This window comes from Streptomyces sp. NPDC018026, assembly GCF_044327745.1.
GTDB classification, from domain to species: domain Bacteria; phylum Actinomycetota; class Actinomycetes; order Streptomycetales; family Streptomycetaceae; genus Streptomyces; species Streptomyces rubrogriseus.
In genome coordinates, this window is record NZ_JBIRFY010000002.1 from 569776 (window position 1) to 584402 (window position 14627).

Consider the following 14627-nt stretch of genomic DNA (forward strand, 5'->3'; position numbering starts at 1 on the left):
CTACTTCCCCTTGGCCTTGGCACCGTGTCTCGGTGTCCGGCCGCCGTTGTGGCCGCCGTTCTCGGTGCCGTTCCTGCTGTCGTACTGCTCGTAGGCGTCGACGATACGGCCCACCAGCTTGTGCCGGACGACGTCGTGGGACGTGAGCCGGGAGAAGTGGACGTCCTCGACGCCGTCCAGGATGTCCTGCACCTGCCGCAGACCCGACTTCGTGCCGCCGGGCAGGTCGACCTGGGTCACGTCACCCGTGATGACGATCTTCGAGTCGAAGCCGAGCCGGGTGAGGAACATCTTCATCTGCTCGGGGCTGGTGTTCTGGGCCTCGTCCAGGATGATGAACGCGTCGTTCAGCGTGCGGCCGCGCATGTAGGCCAGCGGCGCGACCTCGATCGTGCCCGCCGCCATCAGCCGCGGGATCGAGTCCGGGTCGAGCATGTCGTGCAGCGCGTCGTACAGCGGGCGCAGATACGGGTCGATCTTCTCGTACAGCGTGCCCGGCAGGAAGCCGAGCCGCTCCCCGGCCTCCACCGCCGGGCGGGTCAGGATGATGCGGTTGACCTGCTTGGACTGCAGGGCCTGCACCGCCTTGGCCATCGCCAGGTAGGTCTTGCCGGTGCCCGCGGGGCCGATGCCGAAGACGATGGTGTGCTTGTCGATCGCGTCGACGTACCGCTTCTGGTTCAGCGTCTTGGGGCGGATCGTGCGGCCGCGCGAGGACAGGATGTTCTGCGTGAGCACCTCGGCCGGGGTCTCCCGGCCGTCGCTCTCCCCGTTCTCGCTCGCCTTGAGCATGGCGATCGAGCGTTCCACTGCGTCCTCCGTCATCGGCTGCCCCGTGCGCAGCACCAGCATCATCTCGTCGAACACGCGCTGTACGAGGGCGACCTCATGGGTGTCGCCGACGGCGCTGATCTCGTTGCCCCGGACATGGATGTCGGCCGCCGGGAAGGCCTTCTCGATCACGCGCAGGAGGGAGTCTCCGGAGCCCAGTACGGTCACCATCGGGTGCTGGGCGGGGACGGTGATCCGTGCGCTCGCCTGCCCCTGCGCGGGGGTGTGGGCTGAGGGTGTCTGAGTCATGGGCCGGCGCTCTAGGCCTGCTCGTCCTCCTCTGCGGCGTCCGCCGCGTGACGGGTGTGTCTGCTGACTCCAGCGTACGACTCCCCGCCGACAGCACCGAGGGGTTTATCCGACCGGTACCCGCCGCTGCCCGTCGAGCAGATCCCGGAACCAGCCGTACGACGCCTTGGGCGTCCGCCGGAGCGTCTCGAAGTCCACGTGGACCAGTCCGAACCGGCGGGCGTACCCCTCGGCCCACTCGAAGTTGTCCAGCAGCGACCACACGAAGTAGCCGCGCACGTCGACGCCCGCCTCGATCGCCCGGTGCAGGGCGCGCACGTGCCCGTCGAGGTAGGCGATGCGGTCCCGGTCGTCGAGGCCCTCGTAGGAGCAGCCGTTCTCCGTGATCACGACCGGCGGGAGCCGGTTGCCGTAGCGGTCCCGGAAGCCGGTGAGCAGCTCCGTCAGCCCCTCCGGGACCACGGGCCAGCCGAAGTCCGTCACCGGCCGCCCCTCGATCCGGCGCACCGAGAAGGGCAGTTCGGCCGGGAGCGTCATCCCGCCGAACTCGATCTCCGCGCCCTGCGGGGCGCCCACCCGCGTCGGCGCGTAGTAGTTCACCCCGTACCAGTCCAGTGGCTCGGCGATGATCTCCAGGTCGGCCTCGACCTCTGCGGCGGAACCGGGCATGAGGTCACCGATGCCCTCCGGGTACCGACCGGTCAGGAGCGGGTCGGCGAACATCCGGTTCAGCAGGAGGTCGTAGAAGTCGGCCGCCTCCCGGTCGGCCGGGCCGTCCGAGGCGGCCCAGACCGGGCCGTGCGAGTTGGCGATGCCGACGTCGGTGGCGCCGGACGCGCGCAGGGCCCGTACCGCCAGGCCGTGCGCCAGCAGCTGGTGGTGGGCGACCGGCAGGGCGTCGAACAGCAGCTCCCGGCCGGGGGCGTGGACGCCGAGGGCGTGGCCGAGCAGGGTGTGCTCGGCGGGTTCGTTGAGGGTGATCCACTTGCCGACCCGGTCGCCGAGGCGCTCCGCGACGACCGACACGTACGCGGCGAACCGGGCGGCGGTGTCCCGCTCCAGCCAGTCCAGGCCCGCCGGCAGGTCCCAGTGGAACAGCGTCGGCACCGGCCGCACGCCCGCCGCGCACAGCTCGTCCACCAGGCGGTCGTAGAAGTCCAGGCCGCCGGGGGAGTCCACCCGTGTCCAGGAGACGGAGAAGCGGTAGGCGTCCACGCCGAGGTCCGCGAGCAGCGCCACGTCCTCGCGGTAGCGGTGGTAGTGGTCGCAGGCCACCGCCGCCGTCGAACCGTCCTTCACCCGGCCGGGCTCCGCCGTGAAGGCGTCCCACACGGACGGCCCCCGCAGCCCGGCCGCGCCCTCGATCTGGTGCGCGGACGTGGACACGCCCCACAGGAAGCCGTCCGGGAACCGCGGCATCGGGTGCGCCGGCATCGCGTCAGTCGCCATGCGCGGATCATCCGTACCCCCGGTAAGGGAAGTCAACGCCCGTGCGCCCACCCGGTGTTACGCGCCCTCCTTCAGCACCCGCGAGATCAGCGCCCGCTGCTCGTCCGTCAGCCGGGGATCGGCGGCGTACACCGTCCGCCCGTCCACGGTGAGCTGGTAGCTGAACCCGTCCGGCACCCCGACCGGCGGGGTGGTCCGGCCGTCGGCGACCGCCCGCTCGGCCAGCGCGTGCCACTCGTCCGCGTCGGGGCGTCCCGCGGTCTCGACCTCCGCATGGCGTTCGATGCCCGCGAAGCCTCCTGTGCGCCTCACCTGAATCCGCATGGACCCGTGTCTAGTACGGAACTACCGCGTCCGCACCCCGACCTGCTCCCAGGCCTTGCCGACCGCCTCCAGCTCGTCCCCGTCGCCGTGGCGCTCCCGGGCGGCCCGCACCGTCAGCGTCGCGAAGTCCGTGAACGAGGCGTCCTGGGCCAGCTCGCCGCCGGTCAGCACGTCGTACCAGAGCTGCCCGGCCCGCTCCCAGGCGTGCCCGCCGAGCGCGGTGGCGAGCAGGTAGAAGGCGTGGTTGGGAATGCCGGAGTTGATGTGCACGCCGCCGTTGTCGCGGCCGGTGCGCACGAAGTCGTCCATCGTCGCGGGCTGCGGGTCCTTGCCGAGCACGTCGTCGTCGTAGGCCGTGCCCGGCGCCTTCATGGAGCGCAGCGCCTCGCCCGTCACCCGCGGGGCGAGCAGCCCGGCGCCGATCAGCCAGTCGGCCTCGGCGGCGGTCTGGCCCTGCGCGTACTGCTTGATGAGGGAGCCGAAGACGTCGGAGACCGACTCGTTGAGGGCGCCGGGCTGGCCGTAGTAGGTCAGGTTGGCGGTGTGCTGGGTGACGCCGTGGGTCAGCTCGTGGCCGATCACGTCCAGGGCGATGGTGAAGTCGAGGAAGATCTCCCCGTCCCCGTCGCCGAAGACCATCTGCTCGCCGTTCCAGAAGGCGTTGTTGTACTCGCGGTCGTAGTGCACGGTCGCGTCCAGCGGCAGGCCCGCGCCGTCGATGGAGTCGCGGCGGTAGACCTTGAGGTAGTGCTCGAAGGTGGCGCCCAGGCCCGCGTAGGCGCGGTTCACGGTGGCGTCCTGGCCGGGCTCCTCGCCCTCGGCGCGCACCTGGTCGCCCGGCAGGTCGGTGCCGTGGCGGGCGTCGTAGACCGTGCGCTGCGGCTTCCCGGGCTCGGCGCCCGCGCGCGGGGCCACGGAGGGGGCGCCGACGACCGCGGTCAGGCCGCGGCGGGTGCGTTCGGCGGCGTCGCGCTGGATGGTGCGGCGGGCGGGCCCGGCGAGCACGGGGTCCGTGTTGCGGGCGAGCCGGTCGAGGACGTGGGGCGGGACGATCGTGCAGAAGACGGGCTGGAAGCCCCCGTGTGTCGTCATGTCCGGCACTCTCGCACTGAGTGACCGTACTGTCACCACCCGCAACCACGATCGGTGCACAGAGGCGGGAAGGGGCTCCCGTGGCCCGGCCGGGAGTGGTATACGGCACTCTTTGTCCCCTTTCTCACTCCGGTCCCGCATACTGATACGGACCCGCGTGACCCGCGTGACTCGGCTAGGGTGCTGGGCATCATGCGATTCGGGCTGCTTCTCCTTAGCTGCCGCGGCGAGGGCCTGTAGAGGCCGACTCCCTCCCCGCGGAGCTTGGTGGTGCCGTCGGCCGTCCTTCCGGACACGCGGACGACGCGGACACCGCCGAGATCCGCGGACATCACGAGGAGCCCACGCCATCATGGCCAACCGCCAGCAGCCCAGCCCCATGCCGACCGCCAGGTACCGCGGCTACGACCAGGTCGACATCGCCGACCGCACCTGGCCGGGCCAGCGGATCACCACCGCTCCCCGCTGGCTCTCCACCGACCTGCGCGACGGCAACCAGGCCCTGATCGACCCCATGTCGCCGGTCCGCAAGCGCGCCATGTTCGACCTGCTGGTCAAGATGGGCTACAAGGAGATCGAGGTCGGCTTCCCGGCCTCCGGCCAGACCGACTTCGATTTCGTACGGTCCATCGTCGAGGACCCGGACGCCATCCCGGACGACGTCACCATCTCCGTACTGACCCAGGCCCGCGAGGACCTGATCGAGCGCACGGTGGAGTCCCTGAAGGGCGCCAGGCGGGCCACCGTCCACCTGTACAACGCGACCGCGCCGGTCTTCCGCCGGGTCGTCTTCCGCGGCTCGAAGGACGACATCAAGCAGATCGCGGTCGACGGCACCCGCCTGGTCATGGAGTACGCCGAGAAACTGCTGGGCCCCGAGACGGAGTTCGGCTACCAGTACAGCCCCGAGATCTTCACCGACACCGAGCTGGACTTCGCCCTGGAGGTCTGCGAGGCGGTGATGGACACCTACCAGCCCGGCCCCGGCCGCGAGATCATCCTCAACCTGCCCGCCACGGTGGAGCGTTCCACGCCGTCCACGCACGCCGACCGCTTCGAGTGGATGGGCCGCAACCTGTCCCGCCGCGAGCACGTCTGCCTGTCCGTCCACCCGCACAACGACCGCGGTACGGCGGTGGCGGCGGCCGAGCTGGCGCTGATGGCCGGCGCCGACCGCATCGAGGGCTGCCTGTTCGGACAGGGCGAGCGCACCGGCAACGTCGACCTGGTCACCCTGGGCATGAACCTGTTCTCCCAGGGCGTCGACCCGCAGATCGACTTCTCCGACATCGACGAGATCCGTCGCACGTGGGAGTACTGCAACCAGATGGAGGTCCACCCGCGCCACCCGTACGTGGGCGACCTGGTCTACACGTCCTTCTCCGGCTCCCACCAGGACGCCATCAAGAAGGGCTTCGACGCCATGGAGGCCGACGCGGCCGCCAAGGGCGTCACCGTCGACGACATCGAGTGGGCGGTCCCCTACCTGCCCATCGACCCCAAGGACGTCGGCCGCTCCTACGAGGCCGTCATCCGCGTCAACTCGCAGTCCGGCAAGGGCGGTATCGCCTACGTCCTGAAGAACGACCACAGCCTGGACCTGCCGCGCCGGATGCAGATCGAGTTCTCCAAGCTCATCCAGGCCAAGACCGACGCCGAGGGCGGCGAGATCACGCCGACGGCGATCTGGGACGTCTTCCAGGACGAGTACCTGCCCAACCCGGACAACCCCTGGGGCCGCATCCAGGTGGCCAACGGGCAGACCACGACCGACCGCGACGGCGTCGACACCCTGACCGTGGACGCCACGGTCGACGGCGCGGAGACCACGCTGGTCGGCACCGGCAACGGCCCGATCTCGGCGTTCTTCCACGCGCTGCAGGGCGTCGGCATCGACGTACGGCTGCTGGACTACCAGGAGCACACGATGAGCGAGGGCGCCTCCGCGCAGGCCGCCTCCTACATCGAGTGCGCGATCGGCGACAAGGTGCTGTGGGGCATCGGAATCGACGCGAACACCACGCGCGCCTCGCTGAAGGCGATCGTCTCCGCCGTCAACCGCGCGGCTCGCTGACCAGCCGAATCGGTGGTTTGAGGTCCCGCTCGCCGGAAACCGGCGGGCGGGACCCCGTCATATACCGGCCATATATCTGTGATGGTCACGGAAAGGTATCGTCCTGGGTACTGACTCCACGTCGGTGATGTGGCTAACATCACGCCAGCGCGACGATGCTGTCGCGCCGTTACGGAGGTGCGACGTGCTGCCAGGACGGGGACGAAACAGCCGAGCTGCCCGGCTGCCACGCATCCTGGGCACCCGCACCGCGTGGACGCCCGTCGGCGACGGCGAGTTCTTCTGCCCCGGCTGCGGCGGCGACCGCAACTACGCGCGGCTCACCGGCCGCCGCCGCTTCACCCTGCTGGGCGTGCCCGTGCTGCCCCGCGGCGAGTCCGCGCCGACCGTCGAGTGCGCGGCCTGCCGCCGCCACTACGGCACCGACGTCCTGGACCACCCGACCACCACCCGCTTCTCCGCGATGCTCCGCGACGCCGTCCACACCGTCGCCCTCGCGGTCCTGACCGCGGGCGGCACCTGCTCCCGCACCTCGCTGGAGACCGCGACCGTCGCGGTGCGCGCGGCGGGCTTCGAGGACTGCACCGAGGAGCAGCTGGACGCGCTCGTCGAGGCGCTGGAGGCGGACACCGGCCGGGTCCGCGGCGAACCGTGCGTGCCGGGCCTGGCGATAGAGCTGCACGAGGCGCTGGACCCGCTGGCACCGCACCTCGCCGCCGTCGGCCGCGAGTCGATCCTGCTGCAGGGTGCCCGCATCGCCCTGGCGGACGGCCCCTACACCCCTGCCGAACGCGACGCCCTGGCCACCGTCGGCGCGGCCCTGACCATCTGCTCCGACGACGTGACCCGCCTCCTGGACTCGGCGGGCACGCCCTCCTAGGGCAGGCCCTGGTCCGGCGCGAGGTCCAGCCGCATGATCTGGCGGTGCACGCCCGGGCCGAAGTAGTCCGGACGCAGGCCGCCGTCGGGCTCCTCGGGCCGGAAGCCCAGTGAACGGTAGAGGAAGATGGCGGCGAGGTTGGCGGGCTCCACCGTGAGGCGGACGACCTGTATGCCGTCCCGGCGCAACCGGCTCAGCACCTCCCGCATCAGCTCCCGGCCCAGCCCGTGGCGGCGCCGGTCCACGGTCACGCACAGCCCGAGGATCCAGCTGTCGGTGCCGAGCGTCCGGGTGGCGGCCAGCACGTAACCGCGCAGCCTGCCCGTGCCGTCGTCGAGGACCAGGAAGTGCTCCTCGTACATGTCGAAGAGCTGGCGCAGCAGGAACCCGGGATAGGCAAAGTCCTGGAAGACCTCCTCGTCCAGCCGCCGCAGTTCCGGCAGGTCGGACTCCCGTGCCGTGCGCAGGTCCAGTGGCAGGTCGTCCGGTGGCAGTCCGGGCCGGGTGAGCGGGTCGTGGTCGAGGGAACGTTCCAGCGGTTCGGCGGTCATGCAACCCCCTGGTCTGCGTCAACTCTTGGGCATCCGTGCCCCACACGGTCGGGTGAAGGACTCATGTGGCGGCCAGTGTCTGCTTCTGGCTAGAGTGAGCGTCCAACTTCCCTCATGCAAGGGCGAGTTCATGTGTGCGACCATGCGCCCGACGTGCGCCGGGCGGATGAGGATGGCGTATTCCCGCACTGGTCCGTAGTGGCCGCGTCACTTAACGTGAACAGTACTGGGGATATGTCCAAATTCGAATGGAACGTGGCAGGGTGACTATGGATCGCAACGCCGACGCGCCTTGGTCGAAGTTCGATCCAGAGGTGTACGTGGACAACAATTACCGGACACCGCTCGAAGTCGACCTGCTGATCGTCCGGTTGATGCGCGACTACTTCACCCGCTGCTTCGAGGGAGCGCCGCCGCGCTCCGCGCGCGGCATCGACGTCGGCGCCGGCGCGAACCTGTATCCGGCCCTGTCCATGCTGCCCTGGTGCGAGAAGCTGCTCCTGCTGGAGTACGCGCACCCGAACGTCGAGTACCTGGAGAAGCAGGTCGCCCCGGCCGGGTACGACATCGCCTGGGACCCCTTCTGGGACGTGCTGCGCGAGGCCCCCGCCTACGCCGCCGTAGAACCGAGACCGCTGGTCGCCGACATCGTCCGGGTCGAGCGCGGCAACCTGTTCGACCTGGAGGGCGGGGACCGGCGCTGGTCGCTGGGGACCATGTTCTTCGTCGCCGACTCCATGTCGGAGGCGCCCGAGGAGTTCCACCGCGGCGTGCGCTGCTTCATGAACGCGCTCGGCGAGGGGGCGCCGTTCGCCGCCGCCTTCATGAAGGAGTCCGTCGGCTACCGCGTCGGCGCCCACGACTACCCGGCCTACCGGGTGAACGAGGAAACGGTCGGCCAGAGCCTGGAGCCGTTCACCCAGGAGCTGGAGATCCACGATCTGCACCACTCGGTGCGGCCGGGGCACGAGGGAATGCTCCTCGCCCTGGGACGGCGCAATTCGGCGATTGCCGCCCCGTAGGAACGGGGACATGCTCAACGGGGACCATCGCAACGGGGACATGCCGAACACAAGGCAACGAGGTCTGTACGAGGGGTGCGGGGATGCAGATCAAGCCACGCCAGCACCTGCTGGACATCTGGCAGGCCATGGCCCGTCATTCGTTCGACGACGGGAAGCTGGTCCGGGGGGACACCGACGGACTGAGCAGCGTCGCGGACGCCGAGCGTCTGCTCTGCCTGCTGTATCCGGCCACCGAGGTACCCGCCTTCCGGCTCGACCAGCCGGACACCACCGAACGTGACGTCCTGCGCGCCCTCGACCGGGTCGGCAGCCGGCTGGAGATCCCGCCCAACCTGATCGCCGCGCTGACCCAGTTCATGCGCACCCACACCGGCACGGACGACAGCCCCACCTTCTCCGGCGGACACTACTTCCGCCCCTCCGAGCCCGGCGGCACGATCAGCCACGAACAGCGCCAGCTGGGCGTGGTCGACTCCTACTCCATGTCCGTCACGCTCTGCCTGGCCACCCTCGGCTTCCTCAAGGTCTACGAGGGCACCACCACCCGCCCCGAGGTCCTGAAGGCCATCACCGAGCTGCGCGAGGCCACCAACGCCCGGCTGACCTCCGCGATGGTCAGCCTGCTGCGCTCCTTCTCCGTGAACGTCTTCGACGCCGAGTCGGAGCAGGGCAAGCGGCTGATCCAGGTCATCGGCCAGGGCGGACAGTCCGACCGGATCGTCCTCCAGCAGTTCTCCCGCCGGTTACGCCCGCTGCGCGCCACCATCATCGAGAGCCTGTCCCGAGGCATCCAGGTCGACGAGGGCATCCGCGACGAGAGCCAGCTCTTCGAGTGCGGCTGGGCCTGGGGCATCGTCAAGGACGCCCCGCAGATCACCGACCTGAACGTCGACGTCCTCGGCCAGCCCGACGGCATCGCCGACCGGCTGCCCTACGTGTACTTCACCGTCGTCGCCCTCGACGGCATCCAGGACCTGTTCTCCGACCGCACCCTCACCCTCGGCCTGCTCGACGAGGACCAGCAGAAACTCGCCGAGATGCTCCGCCTGCGCTGGGAACTGAGCCAGCAGTACTGGTCCGCGATCGCCCGCTTCGGCGGCGAGCGCTGGCCCCTGGAGGACCTGCCCTGGCAGACCACCGGCCTGCGCCTGGAGTCCGAGTACTTCTCCCTGACCGTCGCGGCCATCCTCGTCCACGACCTGGTCCGCCGGAAGGCGACCGACGACGACCTCACCCGCACCGTCGCCATCATGGAGCGCCTCGCCGACCGGGGCCGGGTCACCAGCCGCATGACCAAGAACGACCCGACCCTCCTGCTGCACACCCCCGGCGTCACCATGCCGCTCGCCGGCTCCGAGCGCGCCGGCGGCCAACTCCTGTGGCGGATGACCGACTTCTCCGCCCAGCTCCTCAAGCGCATCATCCAGCTCGCCGAACTCTCCCGGAACATCGGCGCCCAGGACCGGCTGCTCCGCCTCGCCGAGCAGTCCTTCGAACACCTGTGGAAGCGGCGCATCGACGAGGAGGAGGGCGCCGGACTCTGGGACAACATCCAGGCCGTCTACCCCGACGCCCAGGACGCCGGACTGCGCATGTCCTGGAGCATCACCGAGCGCGTCACCGAATGCCTCGTCGCCGCCCGCATCCTGTACGAGCAGCAGCCCATCCGCAGCCCCGAACTCGCCGAGTTCGCACGGGAACTGCTCAGCGAGGCCACCCACCTCTTCGGCAAGGAGCAACTGGAGGCGTCCGCCGCCGCCGACGGCAGCAGAGCCAGGGCCATGCGGAGCATCGAGAGCCGCCTCGACCACGCCCGCAGCCTGGTCGACGACCGGCCCGCGACCGCCTTCGCCCTGGCCCTTCCCGTGCTCCAGGAACTCGACACCCTGGCCCAGGCCAGGGGCGCCGCCGCCCAGGAGGTGTGAGCGTGCTGGTCTTCGCCGCCTCCGACAAGGGAGGCACGGGACGCTCGGTGACCAGCGCCAACCTGGCCTACCAGCGAGCCCTCACCGGTGACCACGTGGCCTACGTCGACTTCGACTTCGGCTCACCCACCGCCGCCGCCGTCTTCGACGTGCCCGGCGCCATGCGCGGCACCCAGGAGCGCGGCCTGCACTCCTACCTGGAGGGCGAGACCGCCGAACCGGTCCGCATCGACGTCTGGCGGCAGACCGAGCACCCCCTGCTGCGCGCCCGCCCCAACCAGTCCGGCCGCCTGGTGCTGTTCCCCGGCGACGCGGGCGGCGGCGAGTTCGCCACCGGCGAGGAGGCCCTGGAGCGCTGCGTCGACCTGCTGCTCAAGCTCAACGCCGAGTTCGACGTCACCTTCGTCGACCTCAGCGCCGGCCGCAGCTACGCCGTCGACATGGTCCTCGACGCCACCGCCCACCCCCGGATGAGCAACATCCCCTTCCGCTGGCTGGTCTTCCACCGCTGGACCCGCCAGCACGTGATCGCCGCCTCCGGACTCGTCCACGCCGAGCACGGCATCATCGGCGGCGGCGTCGAGCGCGGCCACGACGAGGACGACCTGCGCGCCGCGATCCGCTTCGTGCGGGCCGCCGTGCCCGACCCCGAGTCGCCCCTGTGGTCGCAGGGCTCCACCGCCCAGGCCACCTGGATGCAGGCGTGCGACGAGGCGCTGCGCCGGCTCGCCGCCGAGCACCGCATCGGCGACAGCGTCGTCCTGGGCATCGTGCCCCTGGAACCCATCCTCCAGTGGCAGGAGCAGCTCATCACCGAGGAAGACGTCCTCTCCACCCAGATAGCGAACAAGGAGACCCTGGAGGCGCTGGAGGAGATCGCCCGGCGCCTGACGGACGACACCCACTGGGGGCGGCTGTGACGGAGCCCGTGTTCCGCGAGACCGCCGCCGAGCCGCGCACCCAGTCCGTGCCGCTGGCCCACCTCTCCGTGGAGCTGGGCCACCTCTACATGGAGGACTTCGAGGCCGGACCCGAACGGCTGCGCGCGCACTTCGCCGAAGTACGGCCCTGGGTGGAGGCGGCCCGCACCGCCGCCACCGCCCGGGCCGGCGGCAAGCGGGCCCGGATCAGCACCTGCTTCCTCATCGACGACTACTTCACCCGCTTCTCCACCCCCGCCGAGGTCGTCCCCATGCTCCTCGCGGAGGCCGAGCGGGCCGGACTGACCGTCGACTACCTGGCCCGCGAGTCCGGCTGCGCCGTCACCGGCAAGGTGCCCGTCGCCGAGGCGGTGGCCGCCCGCATCGTCGAGTCGCCGCCCCCCGGCAGCTACGGCCTGCGCCCGCCCGCCGCGCAGACCGGCTGGCTCGCCAACGGCGAACGCAGCCCCGTCGCCCGCGCCCCGCAGGCCATGAAGCGGGCCGTGGCCTGGCAGCCGCCGCACGAGACCGCCGCCCGCCGCCACTCCGTCTTCCTCGACGTCGAGCTGTGGAGCGACGACGCCGACGGGCAGCGCCTGTGGTCCTGCCCCTTCCTCGCCGCCGTCTGGCAGCTCGCCCGCCTCGGACTCCTGCGCAACGAGGGCGAGGCCGTCCTCGCCCCCCAGCCGCACACCGCCACCGGCTTCCCCGACAGCTGGGACGAACTGCCCACCCTGCTGAAGCTCAACGAGCGCGCGGACCCCTTCGCCGCCTACCGCACCTGCTCCGTCCTGCCCACCCGCTTCCTCCCCGTCGAACACGCCGTCCGCGTGATCCTCGACCAGATCGAGGTCGACCCGGGAGCACTCGCGCAGGTCGCCGACCGCTCCGGGAAGGAACGCATGCCCGTCCCCGACTCGGTCGCCGACCGCATCTCCTACGTGTACTACTCGGGGCCCTGACATGGCGCCGCGGCAGAGCACCCCGCCCGCCGTCCTCGCCTGCGGCGAGATCCGCACCTGTCTGCTGCCCGCCCGGCAGGCCCTCGACATCCGCTCCGCCGCCCAGCTCCTCGGCCTGCGCGCCGACGAACGCGTGCTGCTCTCCGAACGCCCCGGCCTCTACGCGCGTTCCCCCGCCACCCTCACCGGCGTCGACTGCCCCCTGCCCAGCGCCAACGGCGCCCGCATCCGCGCCGTCGGCACCGTCACCGCGCACGCCGCGCTCACCGAGGGCCGCGTGCTGCAGACCTCCGCGCACTGCCGCCTGCCCGGCACCGGACCCGACCAGCGGCGGCCCTGGGGCGAGTACCTGGTGCGGCCCGGCGTCGTCGAACCGCTCGGCAAGCTCCCGCACGAGGCGGTCGCCCAGGGCGTCCTCGGCGGCCCCCGCCACGGCGACCTCGACGTCGGACTCATCGCCGACGCCCTGCTCACCCGGGTGCTGCGCCACCCCCTGCTCGACCAGCGCCCGCCCTTCCGCTCCCGCCCCACCCGGCTGCGCTGGGCGGCGCTGCCCGCGGCACCCGGCGAGGGCCCCTCCCTGGAACGGTTCACCCTCGCCGAGGACGAACTGCGCACCGTCCGCCTGCGGGTGCCCGAGGGCACCAGCGGCGCCGAACTGGCCGCGCTCTGCGACGACCTGGCCCTGCACGACTGGCTGCTCACCACCGTCGTCCGGATGCTCGACGGCCTCCGACTCGGCGCCGGGGCCGCCCACGACGCCGGCGCCGTCGTACGGACCCTGCGCCCGGCCGTCGACCACCTCCTGCACCTGTGGATGCCGGGCGCCCGGGTCGGCCGCGAACTGGCCGCGCTGTGGGACCCGCTGGAGCAGCGTCCCGGCTTCACCCGGCAGTGGCAGGCCCTGGTGCAGCGCATCCGCGACCAGCTCACCCTGCACGCCATCCCCGCAGCCCACCGGGAGGTGGAACCGGCCACCTGACCGAGCCCCGCCGTCCGGCACGCGCAGCACCGCACGCCCGTCACCGCACACACATCCCCGCACGATCCGACGTGTATCCCAACGGGGGGAGAGAGCGAGATGAGCACGGCACAGTCACCCCGACCCGACCACACGCCCCGTACGACCAACCCGATCGACCCGAGGGGCGAGTCCCCCTGGGCCCGCATGCTGCTGGTCGCCCTGGTCGTCGGCGGCCTCTTCTGGAGCGTCGCGGCCCTCCTCGACCCGGACGACGGCACCCTGCGGCAGTTCGTGGCCGCCGTGCTCTGCGCCGCCGCCGCGCTGGCCGTCCAGTACGTCCTCGGCCTGGCCCCGCGCCCGGCACCGGACCGGCCGGACGAGCACACCCGGCCGGACGAGCACACCCGGCTGGAGGAGCACACCCGCCGGGTGGAGGACGCCCTCGCCGAGAACACCGCCGCCGTACGCGAGGGTCTCAGCCGGTACGACACCGAGCTGAAGTCGGGCCTGACCCGGCACACCGAGGACGTCAAACAGCTGGTCGAGACGCACGTCGCCCAGGTCGACCACGGGCCCGCAGAGGCCGCCCGCACGCTGGACCCGGTCCGCATCGACAGCGTGCCCGACCTGGCCAAGGGCTTCGCCGACGTCCTGCTGCCCAGCCCCTCCATCCTGCACACCTTCGTCCACCTGGAGATGTCCCGGGTGGTCGGCCACATGGCGGACCTCACCAACCTGAGCGCCGAGTGCCCCGGCGAGAACCACGACTGGATGCTCACCCTCACCAAGGCCGCCGAGCAGTCCATCCTCGCCACCAGCACCTCCGTCGACCGGCAGTTCTGGAACAGCGAGCCCGCCGGGCGCTACCTCGACGCCCAGCAGGCGGCCATCGACGAACAGGGCGTCGCGGTACGCCGCCTGTTCCTGCTGGAGAGCGCCCGCGACCTCGACGACCGGCTGCTGCGGCTGTGCGAGGAGCAGGAGCTGCGCCGCATCGACGTCCGCGTGGCGGTCCTGCCGGAACTGCCCCCGCACCTCCAGCGCGGCACCACCAACGACTTCATCCTCTACGACGAGGAGGTGTCGTTCGAGATCGAGCAGGACCTGCGGGACGTCAACGTCCGCACCCGGCTCACCGCGCGCCAGGACTACGTACGGGACCGGCTCAAGCGCTTCCGGGAGCTCTGGGACGCGGGCATGGGCCTGCGCGAGCTGGAGGTGCGCGTCGACGACGAGGAGGACGGCAAGTGGGTGGTCGACCAGGCCTGAGGGCCGCCGTACTCCCCGGGGAGTAGCGACGGCCCCGCGTCTCCCCGGGCAGTAGCCGAAGGCTCGCCCTCACGCCCGACGCGTCGGCGCCCCGCCGGCGGAAGTCTGGAGA

The 14627-nt window shown here is 71.3% G+C and carries 13 protein-coding genes; 8 read left to right on the top strand and 5 right to left on the bottom strand.

The features are described from left to right. From ACH4D3_RS08145 to ACH4D3_RS08160, 4 genes are all read right to left on the bottom strand, one after another. Window positions 1-1080, bottom strand: coding sequence for a PhoH family protein (locus tag ACH4D3_RS08145; RefSeq protein ID WP_398317877.1), 1080 nt, complete (start codon window positions 1078-1080; stop codon window positions 1-3). A 105-nt stretch (window positions 1081-1185) separates the two neighbouring features. Next, window positions 1186-2529 (bottom strand): GH1 family beta-glucosidase, encoded by a 1344-nt coding sequence (locus tag ACH4D3_RS08150; RefSeq protein ID WP_398317880.1) that lies wholly within the window; start codon window positions 2527-2529, stop codon window positions 1186-1188. A 57-nt stretch (window positions 2530-2586) separates the two neighbouring features. After that, window positions 2587-2853 carry a protealysin inhibitor emfourin gene (locus ACH4D3_RS08155; protein WP_385961181.1) on the bottom strand — a complete coding sequence of 89 codons (267 nt, stop codon included), beginning with the start codon at window positions 2851-2853 and terminating at the stop codon, window positions 2587-2589. 21 nt (window positions 2854-2874) lie between these two features. Next, complete coding sequence (locus tag ACH4D3_RS08160) at window positions 2875-3945, bottom strand: M4 family metallopeptidase (protein ID WP_398317883.1); 1071 nt, start codon at window positions 3943-3945, stop codon at window positions 2875-2877. Window positions 3946-4297: 352 nt separating this feature from the next. Between ACH4D3_RS08160 and leuA the strand changes: the two genes are divergently transcribed. Beyond that, the gene (gene leuA / locus ACH4D3_RS08165; protein ID WP_398317886.1) at window positions 4298-6019 is read left to right on the top strand and encodes a 2-isopropylmalate synthase; all 1722 of its coding nucleotides are present in this window, start codon (window positions 4298-4300) and stop codon (window positions 6017-6019) included. A gap of 184 nt (window positions 6020-6203) precedes the next feature. Next, window positions 6204-6899, top strand: coding sequence for a TerB family tellurite resistance protein (locus ACH4D3_RS08170; RefSeq protein WP_398317889.1), 696 nt, complete (start codon window positions 6204-6206; stop codon window positions 6897-6899). Here the strand turns inward: ACH4D3_RS08170 and ACH4D3_RS08175 are convergent. Then, window positions 6896-7450: a GNAT family N-acetyltransferase gene (locus tag ACH4D3_RS08175; protein ID WP_398317892.1), complete on the bottom strand. Its 555-nt coding sequence runs from the start codon at window positions 7448-7450 to the stop codon at window positions 6896-6898. The two genes, ACH4D3_RS08170 and ACH4D3_RS08175, sit on opposite strands and share 4 nt — an antisense overlap. A 248-nt stretch (window positions 7451-7698) precedes the next feature. Between ACH4D3_RS08175 and ACH4D3_RS08180 the strand changes: the two genes are divergently transcribed. The 6 genes from ACH4D3_RS08180 to ACH4D3_RS08205 all read left to right on the top strand — a co-directional run bounded on the left by ACH4D3_RS08180 (window position 7699) and on the right by ACH4D3_RS08205 (window position 14515). Continuing rightward, window positions 7699-8472 carry an SCO2525 family SAM-dependent methyltransferase gene (locus ACH4D3_RS08180; protein WP_398317895.1) on the top strand — a complete coding sequence of 258 codons (774 nt, stop codon included), beginning with the start codon at window positions 7699-7701 and terminating at the stop codon, window positions 8470-8472. 83 nt (window positions 8473-8555) lie between these two features. Further along, entirely contained in the window at window positions 8556-10400 is a 1845-nt protein-coding gene (locus tag ACH4D3_RS08185) for an SCO2524 family protein (RefSeq protein ID WP_398317898.1), read from the top strand. 2 nt (window positions 10401-10402) lie between these two features. Then, entirely contained in the window at window positions 10403-11320 is a 918-nt protein-coding gene (locus ACH4D3_RS08190) for an SCO2523 family variant P-loop protein (protein ID WP_398318935.1), read from the top strand. Continuing rightward, entirely contained in the window at window positions 11317-12282 is a 966-nt protein-coding gene (locus tag ACH4D3_RS08195) for an SCO2522 family protein (protein WP_398317901.1), read from the top strand. The genes ACH4D3_RS08190 and ACH4D3_RS08195 overlap by 4 nt, the downstream gene beginning before the upstream one ends. Before the next feature lies 1 nt (window position 12283). Continuing rightward, the gene (locus ACH4D3_RS08200; RefSeq protein WP_398317904.1) at window positions 12284-13264 is read left to right on the top strand and encodes an SCO2521 family protein; all 981 of its coding nucleotides are present in this window, start codon (window positions 12284-12286) and stop codon (window positions 13262-13264) included. A gap of 99 nt (window positions 13265-13363) precedes the next feature. Continuing rightward, the gene (locus ACH4D3_RS08205) at window positions 13364-14515 is read left to right on the top strand and encodes a hypothetical protein (RefSeq protein ID WP_398317907.1); all 1152 of its coding nucleotides are present in this window, start codon (window positions 13364-13366) and stop codon (window positions 14513-14515) included. Window positions 14516-14627 lie beyond the last annotated feature (112 nt).